This is a genomic window from Streptomyces sp. NPDC002888 (assembly GCF_042888465.1).
Classification (GTDB): Bacteria; Actinomycetota; Actinomycetes; order Streptomycetales; family Streptomycetaceae; genus Streptomyces.
Genome location: NZ_JBIAPU010000004.1, coordinates 1 through 25,344 on the forward strand (window position 1 = coordinate 1; position 25,344 = coordinate 25,344).

The window sequence follows — 25,344 nt, forward strand, 5'->3', positions numbered from 1 at the left end:
CCCCCCCCCCCCCCCCCCCCCCCCCCCCCCCCCCCCCCCCCCCCCCCCCCCGCCGCCGGCCCCCCCCCCCCCCCCCCCCCCCCCCCCCCCCGACTTTCGTTGTGCCCGTCCATCCCTTCAGGGATCTCATATGAGGACTCGCAATCTTCGGTGCCTCCGGTTTCCGCCCAGGCCACAGCTCGTTAGGCACGGCGACAGACTCCCCCTCCGGCGACCCGCGTCGTCGAAGAAAGGAACACGATGAAGTCCCTGAAGGCTGCCGCCGTCCTTGCCGGGTCCCTGATCGCTGCCAGTGTCGCCACGCCTGCGTTCGCCGCCCCCGACGTGGCGCCCACCGGCCAGAGCGTCCCCGACGTGGCGGCCACCGACCTCAGTGGCGCCGTGAACACCAGGCTCCCGCTCAGCCAGTCGGCCATGCTCGGGAACAAGGAGTCGTTGGTCCGCGCGGCGAAGGAGGCCGCGACCGTGGTGAACGACGCCAAGCCGGTGCACGGCAATCTGTACCTGTAGGACTGAGGTCACGCGCCGTACGGAGTCGGCCCTCAATGGAGTTCGAGGGCCGACTTTCCGTATGCACGGCCAGTGACGCGGGCCCGCTCCCCACGCGGCTGATGGACAGGTCCGCGGCCGCGCGTTCGTCGTGCCCAGGGCCGACCTGAGCGTGCCTCCCGGTCTGTGACCGGCCAACGCACGCTTGTTGGTCACCGGGACGGCCCACCGGGGATCACCGTCCTGGCCGCGCGGCGGTGACCGTGCGGGATGTTCGGCGGTGACCGTGCGGGACGTTCGGCGGTTAAGGCTCCGACAACCGAACCGGACGAGGGGTGAACCATGGTTGTTGGCATCGGGGGAGTACCGGTGGGTGCCGAGGACGGAGCGCAGGGCCCGGCGCGGCCCCGACCGGTGGGCAGAACACGGCGGGATGTGGCGCGCGGTCTGCGCGGCTGGATGCTCACCGCCGCCCTGGCCCCGGTGGTCGCCGCCTTTCGGCCGTGGCGCCCCGGATCAGCCGGACCAGGCAGGGCCCAGGGCGACACCGTCTTCGACGAGACCTACCGCGGCCACCGCATCCGCGGTGTGTGGGACCCGGCGCGTGACGCAGCCGAGGACGGCCGGTGGCACGTCACTGTGGACGGCCGCCCTCTGCATCTGATGCGCCGTGCCGACGGCACCTGGCTGAGCATGGTCGACCACTACTGCTCGTACCGGACACCGCTCGAGGCCGCCCGCGCCGCCGTCGACGAACTCGGCCCCGACCGGCGGCTGCGCGAGCCGGCCCCGGAACAGGTGGGCACGGGACACCTGCACAGGGGGGACCGGCATGGCGTACGTGCGTAAGGACGCCGGCACGCTCACCCGGGTCGAGAGACGCCGGTTCGTCAAAGCGCTGTTGGAGGTCAAACGGCGGGGCGAGTACGACGCGTTCGTGCGGACGCACCTCGAGTACTTCTCCCCCGACGGCGAGCGCGGGCTGCGCGTCGCGCACATGGCGCCCTCCTTCCTGCCCTGGCACCGCCGGTTCCTGCTCGATCTGGAGCGTGCGCTACGCCGGGTGGACTCGGCGGTGACCCTGCCGTACTGGGACTGGACACGCGATCGCACGACCACCTCCGTCCCCTGGACGGCGGATCTCCTCGGCGGCAACGGGCGCCGATCCGACCGCCAGGTGATGACCGGTCCGTTCGCCCATCGGGAGGGCAACTGGACCATCAACGTGGGCGTGACCGACGAGGCGTTCCTCACCCGGGACCTCGGCCACCCCCGTCACCCGATCGACCTGCCCACGAAGGACGAGCTGGAGCAGGCGCTGAAGGACCCCACCTACGATGTGGCGCCCTGGGACTCGACGGTCACGCGAGGTTTCCGCAACAAGCTGGAGGGCTGGGGCGCCGGCGGGGGCAGCACATCCTGGCGCAACCACAACCGGGTGCACCGCTGGGTCGGCGGGGCCATGCTCAGCGGCGCCTCCGTCAACGACCCCGTCTTCTGGCTGCACCACGCCTTCATCGATCTGCAGTGGTACCGCTGGCAGCACCGGCATCACGGGGCCCGCTACCTCCCCGCGACGCCGCCGGGCCCCGGGGATGAGCAGCACGACCGGATCGTGGCACGACACCAGAAGCTGCCGCCGTGGGACGAGGCGCCGGACGAGCTGGAGGACGTCGGCCGGATCTACCGGTACGCCTGAGGTGACGCCGATTCACAGGGAGAGCCCGGCGCTCGGATTCACGGGGAGAGCCCCGGCGCTCGAGGGTGCCGGGGCTCTCGGGTGAAAACGACGGACGTCAGTGGCCGTGACGGTGCATGGCCTTCTTGTCGTCCTTCTTGTCGTCCTTCTTCTCGTCGCCGTTCTTGCAGACGTTGCCGACGGCCGGGTTGAGGGCGCCGATCACGGTGACGGTGTTTCCGCACACGTTGATCGGCGCGTGGATCGGAACCTGGACCACGTTGCCGGACAGCACGCCGGGCGAGCCGATCGCCGCAGCCTCGGCGCCGGCGTCCGCCGTGGCGAGACCGGCCCCGCTGAGCACCACGGCGCCCGTGCCGAGAGCGACTGCGCCAACCTTCGCGATGCGAGACATCACGTTCTCCTTATTGACTCGGTAGGTGCGGCAGCAGAATGCGCAACCGCACTGCCCGTTCAACGCGACGGCCCCGGACTGGTCACGACGATCAACCCCGGATCACCCTTTTGAACGGGCCCGGCGACGAGCTGCGCAGAGCGACAGGCGTCACGTTTGCAGGAAGCGTCACATACCCGGGCGTTTCGCCTCGCGAAAGCCGAAGGTGTCACATATGTTGTGACTGCCAGTGATCAGCCCGTCACGGGCTGTGTCAACTTGAGAAACGGAGAGGTAATGCGCAAGTACCAGAAGGCCGCAGTCGTCGCGGCCATGCTCGGCAGCGTCAGCTTCCTGGGTGCCGGCGTCGGTCACGCCGGGGACGGGGGCGGCAAGTTCGACCTCGACAACGAGCAGAACCAGGCGTGCTCGCAGACGTTCGAGCACCAGGGCCTCGTCAACGTCGACGACGTCAACGCCAGCGTGGGTGCCATCCTCGGCCTGTCGAACCAGCCCGTGAACGAGGTCAACTCGGTGGCCTGCTCCCAGGCCTTCGCGCTGGGCAAGTGATCACTGAGTAAGTGATTCCGACAGGCCCCGGGACTCGAATCCGAGTCCCGGGGCCTGTCGTCTCGGCATGTTTGCCGATCCAGGCGTTTCGGGGCGACTCCGTCGTCCAGTCACGGGGGGGCCGACTCAAAGGAAAAGGTAGATGCTCGGTTCGAAGAAGATCGTGGCGGCAGTGGCGGCTGGAGTCCTGGGAGGCTTTGCTCTGACCGGTGTCGGCACCGTCCAGGCCTTCGGGGATGACGATCCTGGTGGGTGCGTCCGTGACGGCAGCGGCCATGTGCGCTGCGTGCAGGTGACCGACAGTGAGTCCACCTCCGGCAAGCCCGCCACCGACAAGCCCGCCACCGGCGAGTCCGCCACCGACAAGCCCGCCACCGGCGAGTCCGCCACCGACAAGGGTGAAAACAGCCACGGCATCAACGAATCGGTGCAGGCCTGTGCCGATTCACAGAGGTTGGTCGCATGCATCGCCGGCTTCCTCGTCGGCGGCGAGCCTCGGACGTCTGCGCCGACCGCTGAGAGCCCGCGCAGCCCGTTCTCCTCGTAGCGGGACGGCTGTCCGGCGGGGCCGCAAACCGCCTTTTCGAGAAACCAACGCTATTGGGGCGTTTCGCGGCGACAACGACCTTGAACGCCACCTACAGTTGGCGACTGTCAGTGACCAATCCATCACGGATTGTGTCCATGAAGAATCGGAGAGGTAATGCGCAAGTACCAGAAGGCCGCGGTCGTCGCGGCGATGCTCGGCAGCGTCAGCTTCCTGGGTGCCGGCGTCGGCCACGCGGACGGGAACCCGAAGCTCGACCTCGACAACAAGCAGAACCAGGCGTGTGAGCAGAGCGAGGTTCACCAGGGACTCATCAACATCGATGACGTCAACCTCAGCCTCGCCATCCTCGGCCTGTCCAACCAGCCGGTCGACGAGCGCAACTCTGTGAACTGCACCCAGAACTTCGCCCTCGGTAAGTGACCACGGATCAGGTGATCTAGGCGGGCCTCGGGGCTCGCCAGGTGTCCGAGCCCCGAGGCCCGTCGGCTGACTGTCCAAGCGTTTCGGAGCGACTCCGCCGGCCAGTCACGGGAGTCGACCGTAAAGGAATAGGTAGATGCTCAACTCGAAGAAGATCGCAGTGGCAGCGGCAGCTGGAGTCCTGGGGAGCCTTGCTCTGATCGGTGGTGGAGCCGGTCAGGGCTTTGCCGCTGACGGCGCCGGCAAGTGCGTCGAGGACGGCGAGGGGCGCGTGCGCTGCGTGCAGCAGACTGAGTACAAGGTCACCACCGACACGGACGGAACCGTCCACATCCTCAACAACTCGACGCAGGACTGCACGAGCTCGCGCGGCCAGGCGACCTGCGTCAGCAGTGTCGCCGTCCCCGCCAAGAACTCCTGACGTCTCATCCAGGCAGTCGAGGGGCCTTGTTCGCATCGGCACCCGCGCGTAGGTCCACTTGCGCAGAGAGGATGGCCGGGACCCGGTACCGGGTCCCGGCCATTCCGTATGTCTCCCGGCCCCGAGCCGGGGCCGATTCAGCCGATGAGGCAGATTCTCATCGACTCGCCGTCGCATACGCGGGGTCGGAAAACGGCGACTCCACGGGGTTGCAGTACGGCAGGTCGTCGATGGGGCGGTCGGTGCAGAACCGGCCGATCAGGTCCGAGGCCTCCTGCATGCGTTCCACGGTGACCAGGTGGTCGGCCTCCTTGATGGTCGTGAAGCGGGCACCGGGCATCGTCGCGGCGACCTCGCGGCCCATCTGGGGGGTGCACAAGGTGTCGTACTCTCCCGTGAACACCAGGGACGGCACATCGGGGAGGGGCAGGGGCTGGTAGCAGCCGTGCGTCACCAGCCTCGTGTTGTGCTCGACCGCCTTCTTGATCTCTTCCGGCGTCTGGTTCACGAACTGCCGGTGCAGGAGGCGTGCCACGGCCGCGTGCTTGCGGACCCGCCCGGCATCCGGGTTCGACATGAACAACTGTACGAGTCCGGTCGCGGCCTCCGCGATCTCGCCACGCTCGAGCGTGCGCGACAGACGCGGTACGGCGTCGACGTAGCTCTCGGGTAGACGCTTCGCCGCGCCGCAGAAGACGACGCGACTGACGAACTCGGGACAGAGCTGCGCGAAGCGGAGGCCGACGACTTCGCCGAAGCAGCCGCCGAAGAGGTTCACTTGCGGGATTTCGGCCTCCACCAGCATGTGCTTGACCGCGGTGGCAAGGAAGTCGATGCCGTATCGGGCAGGCAGGAAGTCCGAGGTGCCGTAACCGGGAAGATCCACGGTGATCAACGTGCACAATGGTGCCAGCCACTTCTCGTGTCGCTGCCATGAGTATCTGTCTTGGGACGATCCTCCGAGCAGCAGCAACGGGGCTGTCTGCGGGGCGCTTTGATGGACGATGCGGCAGTCGTACGAGAAGCCCTCGAGAGCGAGGCTCCGCTCCTCCACCTGCTCCGATGCTGGAGGAACAGGCTCGCAGCAACCCGCGTTGGGTGAGTCCTGGGCGATGGCGACGGCAGTGCGCATGAACGGCTCCGGGGCAGATGGAACTACGTCGAACCGTTCCACAGTTACCAGAAACCTAACCATTCGGATGTAACCACTGATTTATGGGCGATTCTGATGAAATCGCTTCATGGTTGAAATGTGTCGCCGTGACGGCACGCAGCCGCCGGCCGGTTTCTTTACCGATGGTCGGGCCGAAGAGCGCCTCGCTGTGCTCGAAGTCGGCCAGAGCAATGGGCAAAGACTGTGGGCCGGTTGAGTTTGTTCGTGGCGCGAGGGTCCGAGGTGCTCGACGAGGAGCCTTCGCTGTGCGGGGACTTCCGGCGCTGGGGCCGGATTCTTGCCGTTCTTCGCGCCGTTGGCGAACGACACACCGCTCCCGTGGCCCCGCTGCCGGAGTTGCTCTTGGCCGCGGCGCACCGTTCGGGCGGCCGGTTGCCGATACGTGCCGGACGTCACGCCCTGGCCCGCTCCGGACGCCGCCTGCTCGCCCGAGCACCCGCAGCCAAGATCCCGGACCCGGCTCTTTGCGACGGACTGGGCCGACGGCCGACGCGCTGTAGCGTCCACCGGTGAATACGCCCTCCCAGGAGGGAGAGCGGAATGTGGGCGCCCCCGGCAGGACTCGAACCTGCGGCCAAGTGCTTAGAAGGCCGCCTTGCGTGTCGAGTGGCACACCCCTGCCGGCCTGCATCTCTTCTCCCGTTCGGCGTCTCGTCGACCTGCCTTCGGCACGGATTCGACAGGCAGTGCGGGCGGGTCCTGCCGTCCCTGGACGACTCGACAACCGTTGACGGAATCCACCCGAATGCCAACGCAGTTGGGCCGGGTGCCGTTCTGGTGTCCTGCCGTCGTTGGGCCAGGCGGCGCAGACGGGCCGCTACTGACGGTTGATCGGGATCTCGTAAACGATCTCGCAGTGAGCGGCGGGCACCACGATGTCGGCGGTCTCCACGGGCCGTCCCTGGTCGCAGTAGTACGTCCGCCGGATGTGCCTGACGAGCGCGGCCTTCTGGATGCCGAGAAGCGACGCCTCCTCGGCGGTCGCCTGGACCGACGCCAAGGTGCCGGCGCCGGCGAAGTCTCCCAATTCCCGCTCCTGCCCACGGCCTTCATGTCCGCTCGGAACGGCGACCCGTCGGGTGCTCGCGCGCGGACGACCGGACCACCCGCACTCGCTGCCGGGGCTCGGCGACGTACGTGCCCGAACCGGCCCGGCCCTCCAGCACGCCCTGGGAAAATCAGCAGCTCCTGAGCCCGGCGGGCCACGTTCTCGCCCACCCCGTACTCCTGGCAGATCCGTGATCTCCACCAGAGCGGTGTCGTGGCGGCTTGCCCCTGGAGTCACCTCCTGGGTCGACGAGTCTGCCCTCGGTCGTGCCCGTGTGATCATCAGCCGTTCCGTCACCGGCGAGGTACATGTATCCATCGTCAAACATGCGAACAGGCTTGTGTGGCTGGGAAGAGGCTGAGTGCGCGACCACATCCGAGAGCCACAGAAGAGGCCTGCGGCGGGGCTGCAGTTCCCCGGTGGCCGGCAGGCGCCCCAGGGTGAGGCGACCCGAACCACCGGCATGGAAACCCTGCGGATGACGCGGATGGTGCTGGCTCTGCAGCGCAGCACCGGCAACCAGGCGGCAGTTCAACTCCTCGGCCGGCAGGGTCATCCGTGCGGCGCGACCTGCGGCCATGAGGGGCTCTCCCCCGAGCGGCAGGTGGCGTCTGCTCACCCCTCTGTGCAGCGCTACCGAGGTGCGCAGGGACTTGACCCCGACCCGACCCGCACGGACGAGACATGGACGAACCATCCACCCCCGACCACCCCGTTCCTTGGCTATGTCGCTATCGCGCCGAGGGGCACCGCCCCCACGACGGGAAATCGTCACTACCGCCACGACCAGGTGGCCATACGCAGCGTGCAGGTCAGCGAGGTACGCGGGCCCACCCGGTACGGGGCGGACGGTCAGAAGTCGCACACCACGGCGTGGACCCTCACTCGGGAAGCGCTCGCCCGTTTCGAAGGGCGGGAAGCTCGCGATGTCGTGACGTATATCCAGAATCGCCTCACGGAGCTCGCTGCACTTGGCGGCGCCGAGTTGGCGTACGCGCATGCGCTGACCGACGCCCAAAATCGCATCGCCGACGTCACGCTGAACGCCCGGCCGCTGCACTTGTGGCAGCCCGCGCTCTCAGGGCTGCTCAGCGCTTACGTGATGGCGTATGGGCTGAGCCCGATGACCACGTACGCGGCTGGGAAAGCGGTGACGCGCGGTGAGCCGTGGGCCATGATGACGCTCCGGGCCCAGGAGAGCGCCGGGGCAGGAACGTTCGACCGAGCCGCCGCAAGGCTGGCCGTGGCAAAGCTGCAGGACTACCAACTGAGGCCCAGCCTGAGTGCGGCCAACCTCACTGCCGCCAATCACCATTTCTGGGTGACCCTGCACACCGCCTTCCCCCAGACAGCCGCTCGCCTGAGAGCAGAGCACGGCGTAACCATCACCAGCGAAGAAAAGCAATACGAATTCCATGCCCATCCGGCCGGCTCATTCCAGGTACCGAATCTTGGGGGCACTGTCGTACACCCCAGCCAAGCCACCGTCCTCGGCGGCACAGTCTCCTACAAACTCGCGCCCGGCAAGCTTGACGCGGGGTTCGGGGTGGATGCCTTCGTCAGCCCCCGAAACATGACGGATGCGGCTGCTGTCACCGCGGGACCGGCGCACGATTTCATGGTCGGTCGCGTCCTGATGAGCTCCGAGCAACGGCCCCAAGCTCAATGGGATCCACAGCAGTCGCACTTCGCATCCTGGGAGCTGGTCAAGAGGGCGACAGAAGCACAGGCCGGACAGCAAGTCGACGCCGCTGTGACCTGGGCGCAGTCGGGCCTCCCCGCGATACAGAACCGCCTTCCCCTCAGGGATCCCACATCTCAATTCGTCCGGGACTGGCAAACGCTGTACACCCAGGTCAGCAGCCTGGGTGTACACGCCGCACAGGCAGGCCTGAATCTGCGGGCCCACGAATGGTCGGAACTGGTGAGCGCACTGCTTCAGGGGTACGTCATGCTCTACAACGCGAGCTCAGTGGCCACCGGAGCCGCCCCCGCCGGTCAGGACCGGGCCAATGGCAGCGGTGAAGCCGGCCGCTTCAGGAAGCTGGACGCATTGGTGAGCACCTACGCAAGCGGGGCGGTGGCTCCAAACAGCGCTGCACAGGAGAACGCCCGCAGGCAGGTGTTGGGGCTGCTCGACGTGGCAGCCTTGAGGACCAAGATCCTCAAGCACCTGTTCGACACAAATGGCAAGGTATCGTTCGCGGACGTCCTTACCTCCACCACCACTAAGAACATCGCGTACCTCCCCACCAGACAAGCGATCGAAGCGAGCAGAGATGCGTGGTTGAGGTTTCTCCAGGCCGCTTACGCACCGCTCTTCTCGCGGAACGTACTGTCAGTGCCTGCCCTGACGGCAGACTTCGACAACGCGATGCAAGGTACTTTCACATCGATTGAAAACGTCGCGGTAGCACCAAGTGCCACCCGTAGCGGAAAGATCCGCAAGTGATTGTTGAGGGTCGCGTCCACTCCAGTGGGCGGTAGGCAGAGGGAAGTTCAGGATTTGGGCATCAACGAGACCATGCCGGCCAGTTGAGGGTCCCGGGCCGGCCGGGCGGGGACGGCGCCGTCCGGTGACGGTGATGAGCTGGAGCGGTTGCTGAATCCTGGAAGCCGTACCTGAAAGGCCGTGCGGAGCGCGAGACTGACGAAGTGGCTCAACGACGGCATCCCGCCCGCCCAAGTGGCCGAGTGGGCCGGAAACAGCGTTGCCGTGCTCCTGGCGACTTACGCTCGATGCGTCGAGGGCCAGTTGCCCGACCTGAAGAGGCGGCTTGAAGCTGCCGGATCTTCCCGAGCGGCCGTCCGTCGGTTGATCCCTCAGCCCAGAACTTCGACACGTATTCGACACGGCCACCCGTGCAAACCCGGTGACAGCCGGACAGCCCCGGAGCCTGCCCTTGATCATCAAGAGGGCGTCCGGGGCTGAGCTGTGCCCACTGTCACCCGCTCTGACCAGCAAAAAGCCCTCCCCAAGGGGAGGGCGGAGACTTGCGCCCCCGGCAGGACTCGAACCTGCGGCCAAGCGCTTAGAAGGCGCCTGCTCTATCCACTGAGCTACGGGGGCCGGGTGTGGTGGCCTCGTCGACGGTGGCCGGGTGTGGGGGCCGATCCGTGACGTTGCCGGGGACAAGGATAGGGCTCTTGGATCCGTGTCCCTGTTGCTTCCCCTCCGTGGCTCGATGTGGAGGTTCGGTGAAGCGGTCCTGATAATCGCAGGCAGGTACGAATCGCGCATCGCTTTTGGGGTCTCGCGCCTCGGGTGTTGTGCACTCGTTATGCCTGCGCTGTGCCCTTGCCCCAGTCGTCCCTTCTGTCCCCTGATCCGCCTCCTGGTCCGTGCCCCGGCCTGTCCCATAATTCCTGTCGGCGCGCTGACATGCCTATATGCTTCAGAATTCCCCTAAAATTGGGCATTCTTCGCATGTGGTGACCTTGGACGTACGGCCCCAGCTGCTCGACGCACTCTTCGCCCTGCGCGACCGAGTCGCCGCCGCACGCTTCCCGCTGCCCTTGGCGGGTGCCCCACGCGCGCGTGCCAACCGCGACGAACTCCTCGCCCAGCTCGACGACTACCTGGTGCCCCGGTTGAAGGAACCCGAAGCGCCATTGCTGGCCGTGGTGGGCGGATCCACCGGCGCCGGCAAGTCGACGCTCGTCAACTCACTCGTCGGGCGACGCGTCAGCGAGGCGGGCGTGTTGCGGCCCACGACACGGACCCCGGTACTGGTCTGCCACCCGGAGGACCAGCACTGGTTCAGCGGCATGCGCGTCCTGCCCGACCTCACGCGTGTGTGGGTGCCCCAGCAGGATGCCAGGGACGATCTGCTGCTCCCGGGGGAGGACCCCACGCGCGTGATGCGGATCGAGACCGTCGACACCCTGCCTCCTGGCCTGGTCCTCCTCGACGCGCCCGACGTCGACTCCCTCGTCGCCGACAACCGCGTCCTCGCCGCCGAACTGCTCTGCGCCGCCGACATCTGGATCATGGTCACCACGGCCGCCCGCTACGCCGACGCCGTGCCCTGGCATCTGCTGCGCACCGCCAAGGAGTACGACGTCACGCTCGTGACCGTCCTCGACCGGGTGCCCCACCAAGTCGTCTCCGAGGTCTCCCGGCAGTACGGAGCCCTGCTCACCAAGGCCGGACTCGGCGACGTACCGCGGTTCACCGTGCCCGAGCTGCCCGAGTCCGCCTGGGGCGCGGGGATGCTTCCGGCCACCGCCGTGGCGTCCCTGCGCAGCTGGCTCGTCCACCACGCCCAGGACCCCACGGCCCGCCACCACGCCATGGCCCGTACCGCCCACGGCGTCCTCAACTCGCTCAGGTCCCGCATGCCCGAGCTGGCCAGCGCCGCCGCCGCCCAGTACGCGGCCGCGCTTCGGCTCACCGCCGCCGTCGACGCGGCGTACGACGGCGAGTACGCGCGCGTGAGGACACGGTTGCAGAACGGGGCCGTGCTCGCCGGTGACGCCCTCAAGCGCTGGCGCGCCTTCCCCCTCGACTGCACCGCCGGCGAACTCCTCGACGCGCTCGTGGAGAGCCTGGCCACCCTCCTGCTGTGCGCCGTCACCGCCGCCGACGAGCGCGTCGACGACGCCTGGCGCCGCGAACCGGCGGCGACCGCCCCGGGACTGGTGGACCGCGGGCCGTCGCAGGAGAGCGCCGAACACCGCATCGGGATGGCCGTACGACGGTGGCGGCGGGAGCTCGAGGAGTACGCCGAGGACGAGGTGCGCCACCTCGAACGCGGCGTCGCGCCGGACCCCGAGGTGGTCGCCGCGCTCGTCGCCACCGCGCTGCTGGGCGGCCGCCGGGCCCGGTCCACCGGCGAGGGGCTCGCCGAGCGGATCGGCGCGCACGGCGCGCTGCGCCTGCGGGACCGGGGCGGCCGGCTGCTCGGCGAGCACCTGGACCGGGTGATCCACGCCGAACGCGAACGCCGCCTTGCCCCGCTCGACGGACTCGACGTCCACGCGGAGCCCCAGGCCGAACTCATCGCCGCGCTGTCCGTACTGCAGAAGGAGAGGTGACCGGTGACCGCCGTCGCTGACCAGGACCACGCCGACCAGGACCACACGGGCCACACCGATCACGGGGAAAACGCGGAACACACTGACCCCATCAGCACACCTGATGACCCCATCAGCACCACTGATCCCGCTGATCCCGCTGATCCCACGGATTCCGCTGATCCCACGGATTCCGCCGATGACAGCCGCCGGGCCGAAGAACGTGACGTCTCCGACGGGGAGCCCTCGGGCGGCGATTCGAATCAGAAGCGCGAGAGGGGCGACCACGCGCGCGTGAAGGGCGACGGCGACGGTGCCCGTCGGAAGAGGCTCTGGGGGCGTACGGGTTCCACGAAGCGCACGGAGGCCGCCGGTTCCGCGAAGCGTGCGGACGCCGACGGCGCCGACAGGCCCGAGGGCGCTGTCGGTCGTACGGACTCCACCGGCGCCTGGGACGACGGGCTGATCGCGCGGCGGGTCACCGAGGGTGCCGGAGCGGAGCAGGCCGCGGTGGCTGCCGTGGAGCCACGGGTGGCCGGACGGCAGGAGACGGCGGCGCTCGTGTACGACGGATACCTGCGGACGCGGCTGGACGCGCTGCGCGAGCTGGTGGGCCTGTCGCGGACCCGCCTGGACAGCAGGACGCTCGCGGAGGCGGGCCGCGTCCTGGACGAGGCGGCCGCGCGGCGCAGGCTCTCCGGGCAGCACACCGTGGTCGCCATCGCGGGAGCGACCGGCAGCGGCAAGTCGCAGCTCTTCAACGCGCTCGCCGGGGTGACGATCTCGGAGACGGGCGTACGGCGGCCGACGACCGCGGCGCCCATCGTGTGCAGCTGGAGCGACGGCGCGGCCAGCCTCATCGACCGGCTCGGCATCCCGGGCCGCCTGCGCCGCCGCCCGGTGCAGAGCCCCGAGGCGGAGGCGCAGCTGCGCGGGCTCGTGCTGATCGACCTGCCCGACCACGACTCGGCGGCCGTACAGCACCGCGAGCAGGTGGACCGCATCCTGGCGCTGGTCGACGCGGTCATCTGGGTGGTCGACCCGGAGAAGTACGCCGACGCCATCCTCCACGAACGCTATCTGCGGCCCATGGCGGGTCACGCCGAGGTCATGTTCGTCGTCCTCAATCAGACCGACCGGCTGCCCGGGGAGGCCACGGACCTGGTCCTCGACGATCTGCGGCGGCTGCTCGACGAGGACGGGATCCCCCTCGGGGAGTACGGCGAACCCGGCGCGACCGTGCTCGCGCTCTCCGCGCTCACCGGGGAGGGCCTGGGCGAACTCCGTGAGGCACTGGGCCAGTTCGTCACGGAGCGAGGCGCTCCGGTCCGTCGGCTCTCGGCCGACGTGGACGCCGCGGCGTGGCGGCTGCGGCCCGTCTACGTCACCGGACGGCGTACGGGGCTCAGCGAGGAGGCGCGGGACGAGTTCGCCGCGCGGCTCGCGGACGCGGTCGGCGCCACCGCGGCGGGCGAGGCGGCCGAGCGGGCGTGGCTGCGCAACGCCAACCGCGCGTGCGGGACGCCGTGGCTGCGGCTGTGGCGCTGGTACACCGACCTGCGCGAACCCGCCACGGGCCGGCTGTCGCTGCGGGGCCGGACCGACGAGGAGGCGACCGCGCGGCAGCGCGTCGAGCAGGCGGTACGGACGGTGGCCGACCGGGCCTCGGTGGGGCTGCCGGTGCCGTGGGCCCAGGCGGTGCGCGAGGCGGCCGTACGCGGCTCCCAGGGGCTGTCCGAGGCGCTGGACGAGCTGTCGGCGCGGGCCGGACTGCCGCCGGGGCGTCCACCGCGGCCCGGGTGGTGGCCGGTGGCCGTCCTGGCCCAGGCGTCCATGACGCTGCTCCAGGTGGTCGGCGGGCTGTGGCTCCTCGGGCAGATCGTCGGGGTCATGTCGTCGAACCTGGGCGTGCCGGTGCTGCTGATGGTGTCCGGCATCGTCGGCGGACCGCTCGTCGAGTGGAGCTGCCGGATGGCCGCCCGCGGCCCGGCACGGCGTTACGGCCAGGATGCGGAGCGGCGCCTGAGGGAGGCGGCGGCAGGCTGCGGCAGGGCCCGGGTACTGGATCCGGTGGCCGCGGAGCTGCTGCGGTACCGGGAGGTGCGGGAGCAGTACGCGAAAGTCACGGGGGTGGAGGCGCGGGCTGGGGGGAGGTGAGTCGGAGGCTCTGGGGGTGGGTGATCCACAAGGAGGTTGAGAGGGGCTCCCTCGTTCGGGTGGTGGAGTTGTCCACAGGCGGCCGGTGGTCCACAGCGCTCAGCGGGCTCGTCCCGGCGGAGGCAGTCTGGCTGCAGCCGTACGGGACGGGCCCGTACGCGTTTCCGCCCGGTCCTGCGAGTGTCCGGGCAGGGGAGGGTTCGCGATGAACGAGACGATGGTCTGCGCGGTGGGCAACGTGGCGACGCGACCGGTGTACCGGGAGCTGGCGGCGGGGCCGTCGACGAGGTTCCGGCTGGCGGTGACCTCGCGCTACTGGGACCGGGAGAAGAACACCTGGACCGACGGGCACACCAACTTCTTCACGGTGTGGGCCAATCGGCAGCTCGCCACGCACGCGATGGCGTCGCTGGACGTGGGCCATCCCGTCATCGTGCAGGGCAGGCTGAAGGTGCGCACGGAAGTGCGTGAGGGGCAGAACTGGACCTCGGCCGACATCGAGGCGGTGGCCATCGGCCACGACCTCACCCGGGGCACGTCGGCCTTCCGACGAGTGAACAGGCCGGAGACGCCGACGACCACGCCGGCACAGTCTGAGCCCAACTGGGAAGTCCCGCCCGGCGGTTCCGAGGCCTCGGCCCAACCAGCCCCAGAAGCCGCAGCAGTGACGTGATGTCAGAAACTGCCCGGAGCTGACCGAACTGCGGCTTATCGATGAATGCGCACGTCACAAGGCGGTTGATTTGTCGATAAGCCCTGCTCGCGGGCGATCTTGGGGATAACGATTCCGAGTCGGATCGGTTATCGGACGAGATCATCGGGAGGTCACGGAGTGCCGCGTCCCTAGGATGCCCGACAGGGCACTTGAGGCTCCTGAGGCTCCTGATTCTGCTGGTGGGACCCCACGCCCAAGCCAACGCGTCCTGCGCGAAAGGGAATTCTGTTGTTTGCTTCGTTCTCTGCGCTGTCCGCGCTGTCCGTACACGGGCGAGGGGCGGCTCGCCTCGCCGCCGTGACGCTCGCGTCCGGGCTCGTCGCCGCCGGCGTGCTGGCCGGCGCGGGCCCGGCCGCCGCTGACGAGACGGCGCAGACCCAGGGCGGGGCGACCGCCACCATAGGCGGCCTGAAGACGTACGGCACCGCCGTGATCCACGGCGACAGCGGGGACCAGGAGGTCTCGGCGGGGCTGTTCGAGATGTCCGTCGAGGGCGGCGGCACCCTCCAGACGTACTGCGCCGACCTCCACACCCCCACGCAGCGGGACGCCAAGTACCACGAGACACCGTGGAGCGGCACCTCCCTGGGCACCAACAAGGACGCCGGCAGGGTCAGTTGGATCCTTCAGCACTCCTACCCCCAGGTGAACGACCTCGCCTCACTCGCCGAAGAGGCGGGCATCAGCGGCGGCCTCAGCGAACAGGACGCGGCGGCCGGCACCCAGGTGGCCATCTGGCGCTACTCGGACGGCGCGGACGTGGACGCGGCCGACCCGGAGGCCGAGAAGCTGGCCGACCACCTCTTCAAGAGCGCCCGCGCCATGCCGGAACCCAAGCCCTCACTCACCCTCGACCCGCCCGCGGTCTCCGGCCGCCCCGGCGAACTGCTGGGCCCGGTGACGGTGCACACCAACGCCGAAGGCGTCACCGTCACGCCCCCGGCGGACGCTGCCATCAGCGGCGTACGGATCGTCGGCAAGGACGGCAAGCCCCTCACCTCCGCGACCAACGGCAGCCAACTCTTCTTCGACGTGCCCGCCGAAGCGGCGGCGGCCGGCTCGTCCGACCTGACCGTCCAGGCCTCGACCACGGTCCCGGTCGGCCGGGCCCTCACCTCCGACAGCCGCAGCCAGACCCAGATCCTGGCCGGCTCCAGCGAGTCCACGGTCTCGGCCACGGCCGGCGCGACCTGGGCGACGACGGGCGCCATCCCGGCCCTCTCCGCGGCGAAGAACTGCGCCAAGGGCGCCGTCGACATCACCGCGACCAACCAGGGCGACGAGCCGTTCACCTTCGACCTGATGGGAACCGAGCACAGCATCCCGGCGGGCGAGACCCGCACGGTGACGATCCCCCTTCAGGAAGACCAGGCCTACGACTTCACCATCAACGGCCCCGCCGGCTTCCCCCAACGCTTCGCCGGCGTCCTCGACTGCAAGACCCAGACCGCCACAACGGCCATCACCACACAGACCCTGAGTGAACCCAGCCCCGCCACGGTGGGCGGCACCGCCCCCGATACCAACCTCGCCGCCACGGGCGGCTCCAGCGCGACGCCGCTGATCGCGGGCACTGCCATCGCGTTGGTCGTGATCGGCGGGGCGGCCCTGGTGCTGCTGCGCCGCAGGCAGGACTCGCCCCAGAGCTGACGGAAAAGCTTCGAAACATTCGAATGATCGAACTGGGATCCTGATCCGGCCGCCGAGGGGAGTTCGTGGCGAATCTCGGCGTGACCAGGCAGAGAGAGCCGACGACCAGCGCGAACACCGCTTTGGAGTAGGCGAAGCGTGGAGACGAACGTTTCGCCATCCATGTCGAAACTGTTGACACTTGGCAGGGGCAGACCAACACTGTCGCGTCATCCGCACGTTCAGCTGCCTGGCCCCCATCGACCTCACGAGGACGAGGAGGAAGCACGCACATGAACAACGCACCCGCACACCGTTTCAGGCTGCTCATCAGCAGTGCCTGCACGATGGTGCTGGTCGCCGTGGCCGCGATGACCCTGCCCGGGACCGCCCACGCCGACACGGTCATCACCACGAACCAGACCGGCACCAACAACGGCTACTACTACTCGTTCTGGACGGACAGCGCCGGGACGGTCTCCATGAACCTGGGCTCCGGTGGCACCTACGGCACCTCATGGCGCAACACCGGAAACTTCGTCGCCGGCAAGGGCTGGAGCACCGGCGGACGCAGGAGTGTGACCTACTCGGGCACCTTCAACCCGTCCGGCAACGCCTACCTGGCTCTCTACGGGTGGACGTCGAACCCGCTGGTGGAGTACTACATCGTCGACAACTGGGGCACCTACCGGCCCACGGGAACGTACAAGGGCACCGTCACCAGCGACGGCGGTACGTACGACATCTACAAGACGACGCGGTACAACGCCCCCTCCGTCGAGGGCACTCGCACCTTCGACCAGTACTGGAGCGTGCGGCAGTCGAAGAGGACGGGGGGAACCATCACCACCGGCAACCACTTCGACGCCTGGGCCCGCGCCGGCATGACCCTCGGCAGCTTCAAGTACTACATGATCCTCGCGACCGAGGGATACCAGAGCAGCGGCAACTCCAACATCACGGTGGGCGGCACCGGTTCGGGCGGCGGCACCGGCGGAGGCGGCAGCAGCGGCTGCACCGCGACCCTGTCCGCGGGGCAGCAGTGGAGCGACCGGTACAACCTCAACGTCTCGGTCTCCGGTGCCAGCAACTGGACCGTGACGATGAACGTGCCGTCGCCGGCGAAGGTCCTCTCCACCTGGAACATCAGCGCCGCGTATCCCAGTGCTCAGGTGCTGACCGCGAAGCCCAACGGCAGCGGCAACAACTGGGGTGTCACACTCCAGCACAACGGCAACTGGACCTGGCCCACGGTCTCCTGCAGCGCGAGCTGACCCCCGTATCCCTGAGGCTGGAGGACCACTCCGTATGCGAACCGCACCGCACCTCACGTTACGCTCGCTGCTCACGGGACTGGCCGTCGTCGCGATGGCCGCCGCGAGTACCCTCACCGTCCACACCGCCCCGGCGCGGGCCGCCACCTGCAACGGCTACGTCGGGCTCACCTTCGACGACGGCCCGTCGGGCAACACGTCGGCCCTGCTCAACGCGCTCAAGCAGAACGGGCTGCGGGCCACGATGTTCAACCAGGGCCAGTACGCCGCCGCCAACCCGTCCCAGGTCCGGGCCCAGGTCACCGCCGGCATGTGGGTGGGCAACCACAGCTACACCCACCCGCACCTGACCCAGCAGAGCCAGGCGCAGATCGACTCGGAGATCTCCCGCACCCAACAGGCCATCGCGGGCGCGGGCGGCGGTACGCCGAAACTGTTCCGCCCGCCGTACGGCGAGACCGACGCGACGGTGAAGTCGGTCGCGGCCAAGTACGGCCTGACCCAGATCATCTGGGACGTCGACTCGCAGGACTGGAACGGCGCGAGCACGGACGCGATCGTGCAGGCCGCCGCACGGCTCACCAACGGCCAGACCATCCTCATGCACGACTGGTCCGCCAACACGCTCGCCGCGATACCGCGCATCGCGCAGGGGCTGGCGGCCCGCAACCTGTGCGCCGGAATGATCTCTTCGCAGACCGGCCGCGCCGTCGCTCCCGACGGCGGGAGCGGGGGCGGGGGCGGAAGCACTTGCACCGCGACCCTGTCCGCGGGGCAGCAGTGGAGCGACCGGTACAACCTCAACGTCTCGGTCTCCGGTGCCAGCAACTGGACCGTGACGATGAACGTGCCGTCGCCGGCGAAGGTCCTCTCCACCTGGAACATCAGCGCCGCGTATCCCAGTGCTCAGGTGCTGACCGCGAAGCCCAACGGCAGCGGCAACAACTGGGGTGTCACACTCCAGCACAACGGCAACTGGACCTGGCCCACGGTCTCCTGCAGCGCGACCTGAGACCTCCGACATCGTCCGAAGGAGCCACTGCGCTTGTGGCGCGGCGCCTTTGCTCGCCGCGCCACCCCGCACACGATCTGCTCTCACCCATTTCAGGCCATGGCGGCAACCTTTTTGCGCCGGGTGGCGACTGAGAGTCGCCCAGCCCCTCGCACGAAAGCCGTGACGTGAGCAGAAGAGCAGCAGCGCGCCGGTCGCGCCACAGAAGGGCCCACCACCGCAGCCCCGCCCTGATCGGCGTACTGGCCGCCGCGTTGACCGGAAGCGTGATCGCCGCCGCTGTCCTGGTGTGGGGCGGCGGGTCCGGTCGGACCGCCGGGACGTCGATCTCCGTTGCCTCCGGACCGCACGTCTCGCCTCCGGCGTCCACCAGCCGCCCGTCCACTTCCCCGTCGGCGTCCCCCTCGGTCTCCGCGTCTTCTCCTTCGCCCTCCGCGTCGACAGTGAAATCGCCCGGGAAGACGGCCACTGCCTCGGCCGGCTCCTCCCCGGCCTCCCACCGCACCACGCTCGGGGCCTGGCCCACCGCCACCGCCGATCGGGCGGTGACCGCGACCATCGAGGTCTCCGGCACCTACGACGGCGGTCTCAAACGCTTCCGCGGTTCCGGCAGCCTGGGCACCGACGGCCAGGGCGAGGATCAGGGCCCCCTGTTCGAACTCGCCGACGGTGCCGTGCTGGAGAACGTCGTCCTCGGCGCGCCGGCCGCCGACGGCGTGCACTGTCTGGGCAGTTGCACGCTGCGGAACGTGTGGTGGGAGGACGTCGGCGAGGACGCGGCCACCTTCAAGGGCACGTCCGCCGCGGCCACGTACCTGGTCGAGGGCGGCGGTGCGCGCAAGGCCGACGACAAGGTCTTCCAGCACAACGGCGCCGGCACGCTGACCATCAGGAACTTCCAGGTCTCCGACTTCGGCAAGCTCTACCGCTCGTGCGGCAACTGCGACACCCAGTACACGCGCCACGTCGTGATCAGCAACGTACGGGCGACGAGCCCGGGCAAGGTCCTCGTCGGCGTCAACGCCAACTACGGGGACACCGCCACGATTTCGGGTGTGACGCTGACAGGCGGCGACATCACCGTGTGCGAGCGGTTCCAGGGCAACGACACGGGCGCGGAACCATCCGAACTCGGCGACGGCCCGGACGGCACGCACTGTCGCTACAGCACCTCGGGCATCACCTACCGGTGAACGCGTAGTGCCGCCCCCAAGGATGCGTCCCTTGAACAGGATCTCGAGACGCGTTTGGTGCCTGCGGCGGTGACCCGCACGACGGGCGTGTGGCCTCGCCGGCCCCAGGTCCGGCCCTTGGGCGGCCTCTGCCCCTGACCGGCTTCGTCTTCGAAGCAGAGCCAGGGCGCCCAGGTCCGCCGCCGTCCTTTTATGGCGGGCCACTGCTCGTCCTTCCAGGCGGCGATCTTCGCCCGACATGGCTGGTCCGGCACAGCCGGTGTCAGGACCAGGCGATCTCGCCATGGCGGGAGACGAAGCGGCCGGTGCCGGCACCGGGCTTCTCGGTGGCGAGGGCGACGATCGCGTCCGTGCCCTCGGTGACGGTTTGGGGGCCGCTGTGACCGTTGAGGTCGGTCGCGGTGTAGCCCGGGTCGGCGGCGTTGACCCGGATGCCCTTGAGTCCCTTGGCGTACTGCGTGGTCAACATCGTCAGCGCCGCCTTCGAGGAGGTGTACAGCGGCGCGACGACGTGCGACTCGGGCCGGCCGGGGTCGTGGGTGAAGGCGAGGGAGCCCATACCGCTGCTGACGTTGACGATCACAGGGTCGTCCGAGCGGCGCAGCAGCGGCAAGAACGCGGTGGTGGTGCGGACGACGCCGATGACGTTGACGTCGAGGACGGCGAGGGCTTCGGCGGCGGTGAGGTTGCTGGGATCGCCGACGGGGCCGTGGACACCGGCGTTGTTGATCAGGACATCGATCCTGCCCTCGTGTTCGGCGACGTTCGCGGCCGCGGCGGCCACGGACGCGTCGTCGGTCACGTCGATGGGGACGTAGCGTGCGCCGAGCGCGGCGGCGGCCTCCTCGCCCTGCTCGCGGTTGCGCGCTCCGACGAGCACGGTGTGGCCGCACTCGATCAGGCGGCGGGCGGTCTCGCGGCCGAGACCCTTGTTGGCTCCGGTGATGAAGGTGATCGTCATGCACTCGATGCTGATCCAGACGAGGGAGCCGGACCAGGGACGCCTCGACGGTAGGAAGACCAGTACCACCCTCGCGCCCACATGCACGCCCCGGGATGCAGCAGGATGGAGGTCATGTCGGCGGCATCCGGAACCGGACTGGGCGTGACGATCCGCACGTGGCGGGACCGGCTGCCCCCGTCGGCCGCCGGGCTGCCGGTGGCCCGCGGGCGCCGGACGGTCGGGCTGCGCCGCGAGGAACTGGCTGACCTGGCCGGGGTATCGGTCGACTACATCGTGCGCCTGGAGCAGGGGCGGGCCACGACCCCCTCAGCGTCGGTGGTGGCGTCCCTGGCACGTGCCCTGCAACTGTCCACCGCGGAGCGGGACCACCTGTACCGGCTGGCCCAGCTCGTACCGCCGGTGGACGGCACGATCTCTGACCATCTCCCGCCCGGCCTGCAACGGGTGCTCGCCCGCCTCGGGGACGTGGCGGTTGCCGTGTTCGCGGCGGACTGGCAACTGGTGTGGTGGAACCGCGGATGGGCCGGCCTGCTGGGCGATCCTTCCGCCTCGGCGCCGTGGCTGCGCAACTTCGCCCGCGAAAGGTTCCCGGTGGACGCCGACCCCGCCCACGTCGCGCTGTGGCCAGTGACCGAGGCGGACCCCGACGCCACCGACGCCGCCGTTGTCTCCGACCTGCGCCGTGCCACCGGACGCTTCCCCCGGGACAGCCGCTTGGCCGCACTGATCTGCGATCTGAACGCGGGCAACAGGAGGTTCGCCGAGCTATGGACGACCGGAGAGGTGGCCGCGCACCGCGAAGACCACAAGACCATCGACCACCCGTCGGTCGGCCCGGTCAAGGTGGACTGCGACGTCCTGACCGACGGCGACTCCGAATTCAAGATCGTCATCATGACCACTGTGCCCGGCAGTGAGGACGAGACCAAGCTTCGGCTCACCGCCATCGCCGGCCCACCGGCCACCACACACAACTGATCCGACCTACGTGTCGATCGACCGGCCGCCTGTGCGTGGCGAGCGCCGCATCACGCTACCGACCTCTGGGCGAGGGCCACCACTGGGCGGCGGTGGTCGACGAAACCTGCCAGGCCCTGTGGCCCGGGAGGTGATGCACACGACACCCCGACCCGGTACGAAGTGAGGGTCGAGGTCGTAGCCGACGGCAGCGCTGACGGCAACGACGGCAGACGGCAGCAGCGCTCAGCGGCTCGATACGGCGACGGTGTAGGGCGGTCCTGTCGGCACACCAGGGCCTGCCCGCATCTTCTAAGCACTTGGCCGCAGGCCGTGGCTAGTCGGCTACTGAACTTGATTGGGTGATGTCGGGGCGTTCGGCTGAGCGACAGGCCGCGGTGCCCTTCCCACAGACGCTCAGGCTGCGGCTTCGCCGGGGTCTTCGTCGTCCGGGCTCAGGTAGAACCACCGGCGAACCAAGGTGTAACCGGGAGGGAGGTCGTTGCCCGTCAGTTCCTTGTACCTCGCCTTGGCCGCCTCGCTGGCCTGCTGACCGGCGGGGAGCCTCCGCAGGAAGGGGTCACGGTCAGGGTCAAGGGAGGACCGACGAGGCTCGTCCGTGGCTTCACGGCCGGAGACCGGCTCGGAATCCCCGATGTCCTCGGCGTCGTACCTCTCGCCGGCCTGCCTCGTGGCGAGATGGGCAACCACGGCCAAGCCCACGGCCAGAGTCACGGCGCCGACGATGCGGATCTTCGGCTTGTGCCTCTCGTACCAGTTCTTCGTCTTCTCGGCGAAGGAGGTGGGCTCGCCGTCCTCGGGCGTGGAGTCATTCACGCACACACATCTACCGGACCCATCCCTCACCTGTCATGCAATCACCCGACATCGCCCGATCAGCTTCAGTAGCTTGCCGCCATGACCGATGACATTGTTCTGCGCGTGGACCGCGCCAGCGCCGAGGACCTGTACGAGGTGCTGTGGCTGTTGGGTGAGCACATCGCTGCTGGCGGCCCCCATCCCGGAACCGCCGGCGGAGGCGGAGGAGCGGCTGAGCCGGGTATTCAGATTTGTGGGTGACTCGCTCGGCAAGGGCAGGGTGGTCTAGTGGTAGCCGCTGGGCCGTCCCTGGGCTGTCCGAGATCAGCCGACGCCGACCGACGACGACAGAAGCCCACGGCATCTGAGCTGGTCAGAGCCGTGGGCTTCTTCAGGCCCGCTGGTCAGCGGGACCGGTGATCAGTAGACCGGCCAGTCAGGCTGAACAAAGCAGCAGCCGTGCCAGATCACACGAGCAGCCCGCTGCCGGCCTTCCCGCCACCGTGTGTCGAAGGCCTGCACGAGGCGGGGCAGCCAGCGCGTCGCGCCCCAGGTGGCCGCCTGCGCCTCTCAGCCTCAGGTGATCGACTGAACATCCACCTCTGTCAGTGCCCGGCCATACTCTTCGGTCATGCGCAGAGGAGCGATCACACGGCAGTCCGTACTCAACACACTCGCAGAGTACGACGAGTTGGGGCGCGAGACCTTCCTGGCGAAGTACGGCTACAGCAAGGCCCGTACATACGTCCTCGTGCACGAGGGCAGGGATCAGACACGCGGGCAGTGGCCTGGGCAGCTTTCGAGGGGACGTTCCACTACGACGAACTCCTCACCGACCAGGTGGCCCACCAGGTCTACGGCTACCGCACGACCGGCGCCGAACCGGTGGTCGAGTGGGACACTGCGGCCCTGCGAGGCGAAGAGTGGCGCCACCGAATTGCCGAGGCCCGAGCGGCATTGGACGCCTTGCTGTCCGCTTCGGAGATACGAGGCAGGATGAGCCGAACCCACTGAGTGTCTAACTGCGTGACAACGCCGACGACCACCGGCGAACGAGCGCGGACGTCTGCGGACCATCAGCGCAGAAGAGAGCCATACCACCCCAAGGCGCTGCCCCCACCCAGTTGCTTCGGGACGAAGGGGTCGTGCCAGAACGTGCTGGGCCTCGGCAACCGCTTCTCCATCGTCGCGGCTTGCCAAGCTCGTGGCCCGGCTGAGCAGTGCCTAGGTGCTCGTTCGCGGTTGGCGGCACGGCAGGGCAGGATGCCATGGTGGTCACTCCTTTCGTCAACATCCATGGGAAGGCCGAGGACGGCCCGTATCCCTGTCCCTGCTGCGGCTTCCTGACGCTCGATGAGCGCGGCTGCTTCGAGATCTGCCCCGTGTGCTTCTGGGAGGACGACGGCCAGGACGACGACGATGCTGACCGGGTGCGAGGCGGTCCCAACGGCCGGCTCAGCCTCACGGAAGCCCGAAGGAATTTCTGTGCTCTGGGGGCGAGCGATGAGCGACGCACCAAGTTCGTACGCGCTCCTCTGCCGAACGAATACCCCACGGTCTGACATCACCAGGTGACATCAACGTCGCCGGACAGCGACGGATCCCAGCGACTTGGACTGGGCTCCAGACCGCCCAGCGAGCACGAGCCGGAGCTGGCCGCACGGATGCGCGATCGAACTCCTAAAGCGGTGGTCAGCAACCTCAGCCCCACCGTGGGTTCGCCAAGTGCACGCCGAACGAGAACAGGGAGCCCCGGACCGTCTCCGAGGCTCCCTGCCGCACTACACGCGGCTGGTCGCGATACGCACCACGTCCCGCAATGCGCTGGTCAACTGGGCGGTGAGAAGGTGCAACTCCTCCAGGTCTTCGGTCTTGTCATCGAATGCCTGACGTGCATGCTCCAGCAGTCGGGACGCCATCCCGAGTTGGAACGCCTCGATGTGGTCTGCCAGGCGGGACACGTAGCCGCCTTGGTCATCGGTGCTCAAGTAGCACGGTTTGCCGTCCGGCCCTGTCCAAGGGAGAAGTCTCAGTTCGCCCCGTGTCGTCATCCCTGCGCTCGCCCCTCGGTGGCCTCGATATCGGGCGCTGGCGTGCCGCTGGATGCCGGGGAACCGGCTTCCCTCCCGCACCCAGATCGGCCAGGAGTGCGGCGTCGGCGAGAACGTGGTTCGCCGCGCGCAGGAGTTGCTGATCTTCCAGGGTGTGCTGGAGGGGCGTGCCGGATCGGGTACCTACGTCGCCGAGCCCCGGCGGCGGGTGCGGGTCGTCCGGTCGTCGGCGCGTGAGCAGCCCGACGGGTCGCCGTTCCGCGCGGATATGAGGGCCATGGGCAAGCAGGGCGATTGTGAGAGCAGGACCGACGCAAGGTGCCTGCACCGGCCGGCATCGCGGCCCGGCTGGGCATCTCCGAGGGCGACCTGTGCGTCAGGACGTCGTATGAGTTCTAGGTCGATGGCAGGCCGGTGCAGCTGTCGACGAGCTGGGAGCCGTACGACCTCACTGCCGGCACCCTTGTCGTCCTCCCCGAGGGAGGGCCGCATGCCGGAGCGGGAGCCGTGAACCGCATGGCCGCGATCGGTGTCACCGTCACCCATGCCGTGGAACAGCCGGAGCCACGCCAGGCGACCACCGAGGACGCTTCTCTTCTGGGCATCCAGAAGGCGGCACTCGTCACGCACATCCGGCGGACGTACTACAGCGATCAGGGGCGACCCGTGGAGACCGCGGACATCGTGGTGCCCGCAGCTCACTGCGAGATCGTGTACGAGATCCCGATCAACCTGTAGGCGCACGCCTTTCGAGGACGGACGTGTCAGTCCTTTGGCCCGTGGACGGCGCCGAGTGGTGAGGCGACCAGCCCT

24 protein-coding genes, 1 tRNA gene and 2 pseudogenes are annotated in these 25,344 nt (G+C 68.8%); 20 read left to right on the plus strand and 7 right to left on the minus strand.

Features of this window, described 5'->3' with window-relative positions:
- Positions 1–240 precede the first annotated feature (240 nt).
- The 3 genes from ACFYWX_RS07775 to ACFYWX_RS07785 all read left to right on the plus strand — a co-directional run bounded on the left by ACFYWX_RS07775 (position 241) and on the right by ACFYWX_RS07785 (position 2,188).
- The gene (locus ACFYWX_RS07775; RefSeq protein ID WP_389423078.1) at positions 241–510 is read left to right on the plus strand and encodes a hypothetical protein; all 270 of its coding nucleotides are present in this window, start codon (positions 241–243) and stop codon (positions 508–510) included.
- 321 nt (positions 511–831) lie between these two features.
- Positions 832–1,338 (plus strand): tyrosinase family oxidase copper chaperone, encoded by a 507-nt coding sequence (locus tag ACFYWX_RS07780; RefSeq protein WP_389423079.1) that lies wholly within the window; start codon positions 832–834, stop codon positions 1,336–1,338.
- Positions 1,322–2,188 carry a tyrosinase family protein gene (locus ACFYWX_RS07785; RefSeq protein ID WP_389423080.1) on the plus strand — a complete coding sequence of 289 codons (867 nt, stop codon included), beginning with the start codon at positions 1,322–1,324 and terminating at the stop codon, positions 2,186–2,188. Before ACFYWX_RS07780 ends, ACFYWX_RS07785 begins: the two co-directional genes overlap by 17 nt.
- 97 nt (positions 2,189–2,285) lie before the next feature.
- Here ACFYWX_RS07785 and ACFYWX_RS07790 read toward each other — a convergent pair whose 3' ends face one another.
- Positions 2,286–2,582: a chaplin gene (locus ACFYWX_RS07790; protein ID WP_389423081.1), complete on the minus strand. Its 297-nt coding sequence runs from the start codon at positions 2,580–2,582 to the stop codon at positions 2,286–2,288.
- Between the two features lie 276 nt (positions 2,583–2,858).
- Here ACFYWX_RS07790 and ACFYWX_RS07795 point away from each other — a divergent pair, with 276 nt between their 5' ends.
- The 4 genes from ACFYWX_RS07795 (at position 2,859) to ACFYWX_RS07810 (ending at position 4,522) form a co-directional block, all read left to right on the plus strand.
- Entirely contained in the window at positions 2,859–3,131 is a 273-nt protein-coding gene (locus ACFYWX_RS07795) for a hypothetical protein (protein WP_389423082.1), read from the plus strand.
- Between the two features lie 142 nt (positions 3,132–3,273).
- Positions 3,274–3,678, plus strand: a complete 405-nt coding sequence (locus tag ACFYWX_RS07800; protein WP_389423083.1) for a hypothetical protein — start codon at positions 3,274–3,276, stop codon at positions 3,676–3,678.
- A gap of 156 nt (positions 3,679–3,834) precedes the next feature.
- The gene (locus ACFYWX_RS07805; protein WP_389423084.1) at positions 3,835–4,101 is read left to right on the plus strand and encodes a hypothetical protein; all 267 of its coding nucleotides are present in this window, start codon (positions 3,835–3,837) and stop codon (positions 4,099–4,101) included.
- 136 nt (positions 4,102–4,237) lie between these two features.
- Entirely contained in the window at positions 4,238–4,522 is a 285-nt protein-coding gene (locus ACFYWX_RS07810) for a hypothetical protein (protein ID WP_389423085.1), read from the plus strand.
- Between the two features lie 157 nt (positions 4,523–4,679).
- Here the strand turns inward: ACFYWX_RS07810 and ACFYWX_RS07815 are convergent, their stop codons facing one another.
- Together ACFYWX_RS07815 and ACFYWX_RS07820 are read right to left on the minus strand one after the other, a co-directional pair.
- Positions 4,680–5,717 (minus strand): alpha/beta fold hydrolase, encoded by a 1,038-nt coding sequence (locus ACFYWX_RS07815; RefSeq protein WP_389423086.1) that lies wholly within the window; start codon positions 5,715–5,717, stop codon positions 4,680–4,682.
- A gap of 796 nt (positions 5,718–6,513) precedes the next feature.
- Positions 6,514–6,932: pseudogene (locus tag ACFYWX_RS07820) on the minus strand (hypothetical protein).
- Positions 6,933–7,105: 173 nt separating this feature from the next.
- Here ACFYWX_RS07820 and ACFYWX_RS07825 point away from each other — a divergent pair.
- Complete coding sequence (locus ACFYWX_RS07825) at positions 7,106–9,196, plus strand: hypothetical protein (protein WP_389423087.1); 2,091 nt, start codon at positions 7,106–7,108, stop codon at positions 9,194–9,196.
- A gap of 545 nt (positions 9,197–9,741) precedes the next feature.
- On the opposite strand, the gene ACFYWX_RS07830 is transcribed toward ACFYWX_RS07825, so the two are convergent.
- Positions 9,742–9,814 (minus strand) — tRNA-Arg (locus ACFYWX_RS07830).
- A gap of 359 nt (positions 9,815–10,173) precedes the next feature.
- On the opposite strand from ACFYWX_RS07830, the gene ACFYWX_RS07835 reads away from it, so the two are divergent.
- From ACFYWX_RS07835 to ACFYWX_RS07865, 7 genes are all read left to right on the plus strand, one after another.
- Positions 10,174–11,781 (plus strand): dynamin family protein, encoded by a 1,608-nt coding sequence (locus ACFYWX_RS07835; protein ID WP_389423088.1) that lies wholly within the window; start codon positions 10,174–10,176, stop codon positions 11,779–11,781.
- A gap of 3 nt (positions 11,782–11,784) precedes the next feature.
- Positions 11,785–13,917 carry a GTPase gene (locus ACFYWX_RS07840; protein ID WP_389423089.1) on the plus strand — a complete coding sequence of 711 codons (2,133 nt, stop codon included), beginning with the start codon at positions 11,785–11,787 and terminating at the stop codon, positions 13,915–13,917.
- A gap of 205 nt (positions 13,918–14,122) precedes the next feature.
- Positions 14,123–14,590, plus strand: a complete 468-nt coding sequence (locus tag ACFYWX_RS07845) for a single-stranded DNA-binding protein (protein ID WP_389423090.1) — start codon at positions 14,123–14,125, stop codon at positions 14,588–14,590.
- 270 nt (positions 14,591–14,860) lie between these two features.
- Complete coding sequence (locus tag ACFYWX_RS07850) at positions 14,861–16,282, plus strand: Cys-Gln thioester bond-forming surface protein (protein ID WP_389423091.1); 1,422 nt, start codon at positions 14,861–14,863, stop codon at positions 16,280–16,282.
- 272 nt (positions 16,283–16,554) lie between these two features.
- Positions 16,555–17,535 (plus strand): glycoside hydrolase family 11 protein, encoded by a 981-nt coding sequence (locus ACFYWX_RS07855; protein ID WP_389423092.1) that lies wholly within the window; start codon positions 16,555–16,557, stop codon positions 17,533–17,535.
- A gap of 34 nt (positions 17,536–17,569) precedes the next feature.
- Complete coding sequence (locus ACFYWX_RS07860) at positions 17,570–18,547, plus strand: polysaccharide deacetylase family protein (RefSeq protein WP_389423093.1); 978 nt, start codon at positions 17,570–17,572, stop codon at positions 18,545–18,547.
- 443 nt (positions 18,548–18,990) lie between these two features.
- Complete coding sequence (locus ACFYWX_RS07865; protein ID WP_389423094.1) at positions 18,991–19,740, plus strand: pectate lyase; 750 nt, start codon at positions 18,991–18,993, stop codon at positions 19,738–19,740.
- A gap of 262 nt (positions 19,741–20,002) precedes the next feature.
- On the opposite strand, the gene ACFYWX_RS07870 is transcribed toward ACFYWX_RS07865, so the two are convergent.
- Positions 20,003–20,701, minus strand: coding sequence for an SDR family NAD(P)-dependent oxidoreductase (locus ACFYWX_RS07870; RefSeq protein ID WP_389423095.1), 699 nt, complete (start codon positions 20,699–20,701; stop codon positions 20,003–20,005).
- A gap of 114 nt (positions 20,702–20,815) precedes the next feature.
- On the opposite strand from ACFYWX_RS07870, the gene ACFYWX_RS07875 reads away from it, so the two are divergent.
- Positions 20,816–21,682 (plus strand): helix-turn-helix transcriptional regulator, encoded by an 867-nt coding sequence (locus tag ACFYWX_RS07875; RefSeq protein ID WP_389423096.1) that lies wholly within the window; start codon positions 20,816–20,818, stop codon positions 21,680–21,682.
- 396 nt (positions 21,683–22,078) lie between these two features.
- On the opposite strand, the gene ACFYWX_RS07880 is transcribed toward ACFYWX_RS07875, so the two are convergent.
- Positions 22,079–22,498, minus strand: a complete 420-nt coding sequence (locus ACFYWX_RS07880; protein WP_389423097.1) for a hypothetical protein — start codon at positions 22,496–22,498, stop codon at positions 22,079–22,081.
- Between the two features lie 81 nt (positions 22,499–22,579).
- Here ACFYWX_RS07880 and ACFYWX_RS07885 point away from each other — a divergent pair, with 81 nt between their 5' ends.
- From ACFYWX_RS07885 to ACFYWX_RS07895, 3 genes are all read left to right on the plus strand, one after another.
- A complete protein-coding gene (locus ACFYWX_RS07885) occupies positions 22,580–22,741 on the plus strand; it encodes a hypothetical protein (protein WP_389423098.1) in 162 nt (53 codons plus the stop codon).
- A gap of 522 nt (positions 22,742–23,263) precedes the next feature.
- A complete protein-coding gene (locus ACFYWX_RS07890) occupies positions 23,264–23,494 on the plus strand; it encodes a hypothetical protein (protein WP_389423099.1) in 231 nt (76 codons plus the stop codon).
- A gap of 254 nt (positions 23,495–23,748) precedes the next feature.
- Entirely contained in the window at positions 23,749–24,042 is a 294-nt protein-coding gene (locus ACFYWX_RS07895) for a CPCC family cysteine-rich protein (protein ID WP_389423100.1), read from the plus strand.
- A gap of 219 nt (positions 24,043–24,261) precedes the next feature.
- On the opposite strand, the gene ACFYWX_RS07900 is transcribed toward ACFYWX_RS07895, so the two are convergent.
- Positions 24,262–24,531 carry a hypothetical protein gene (locus ACFYWX_RS07900; protein WP_389423101.1) on the minus strand — a complete coding sequence of 90 codons (270 nt, stop codon included), beginning with the start codon at positions 24,529–24,531 and terminating at the stop codon, positions 24,262–24,264.
- A gap of 52 nt (positions 24,532–24,583) precedes the next feature.
- Here ACFYWX_RS07900 and ACFYWX_RS07905 point away from each other — a divergent pair.
- Positions 24,584–25,269, plus strand: a pseudogene (locus tag ACFYWX_RS07905) (GntR family transcriptional regulator).
- Positions 25,270–25,344 lie beyond the last annotated feature (75 nt).

Coding starts and splice junctions, on each gene's coding strand:
- ACFYWX_RS07885 (WP_389423098.1), top strand. CDS start 22,580: ATGACCGATGACATTGTTCTGCGCGTGGACCGCGCCAGCGCCGAGGAC.
- ACFYWX_RS07800 (WP_389423083.1), top strand. CDS start 3,274: ATGCTCGGTTCGAAGAAGATCGTGGCGGCAGTGGCGGCTGGAGTCCTG.
- ACFYWX_RS07855 (WP_389423092.1), top strand. CDS start 16,555: ATGAACAACGCACCCGCACACCGTTTCAGGCTGCTCATCAGCAGTGCC.
- ACFYWX_RS07900 (WP_389423101.1), bottom strand. CDS start 24,531: ATGACGACACGGGGCGAACTGAGACTTCTCCCTTGGACAGGGCCGGAC.
- ACFYWX_RS07870 (WP_389423095.1), bottom strand. CDS start 20,701: ATGACGATCACCTTCATCACCGGAGCCAACAAGGGTCTCGGCCGCGAG.
- ACFYWX_RS07805 (WP_389423084.1), top strand. CDS start 3,835: ATGCGCAAGTACCAGAAGGCCGCGGTCGTCGCGGCGATGCTCGGCAGC.
- ACFYWX_RS07845 (WP_389423090.1), top strand. CDS start 14,123: ATGAACGAGACGATGGTCTGCGCGGTGGGCAACGTGGCGACGCGACCG.
- ACFYWX_RS07795 (WP_389423082.1), top strand. CDS start 2,859: ATGCGCAAGTACCAGAAGGCCGCAGTCGTCGCGGCCATGCTCGGCAGC.
- ACFYWX_RS07875 (WP_389423096.1), top strand. CDS start 20,816: ATGTCGGCGGCATCCGGAACCGGACTGGGCGTGACGATCCGCACGTGG.
- ACFYWX_RS07785 (WP_389423080.1), top strand. CDS start 1,322: ATGGCGTACGTGCGTAAGGACGCCGGCACGCTCACCCGGGTCGAGAGA.
- ACFYWX_RS07815 (WP_389423086.1), bottom strand. CDS start 5,717: ATGGTTAGGTTTCTGGTAACTGTGGAACGGTTCGACGTAGTTCCATCT.
- ACFYWX_RS07775 (WP_389423078.1), top strand. CDS start 241: ATGAAGTCCCTGAAGGCTGCCGCCGTCCTTGCCGGGTCCCTGATCGCT.
- ACFYWX_RS07895 (WP_389423100.1), top strand. CDS start 23,749: ATGGTGGTCACTCCTTTCGTCAACATCCATGGGAAGGCCGAGGACGGC.
- ACFYWX_RS07860 (WP_389423093.1), top strand. CDS start 17,570: ATGCGAACCGCACCGCACCTCACGTTACGCTCGCTGCTCACGGGACTG.
- ACFYWX_RS07790 (WP_389423081.1), bottom strand. CDS start 2,582: ATGTCTCGCATCGCGAAGGTTGGCGCAGTCGCTCTCGGCACGGGCGCC.
- ACFYWX_RS07810 (WP_389423085.1), top strand. CDS start 4,238: ATGCTCAACTCGAAGAAGATCGCAGTGGCAGCGGCAGCTGGAGTCCTG.
- ACFYWX_RS07780 (WP_389423079.1), top strand. CDS start 832: ATGGTTGTTGGCATCGGGGGAGTACCGGTGGGTGCCGAGGACGGAGCG.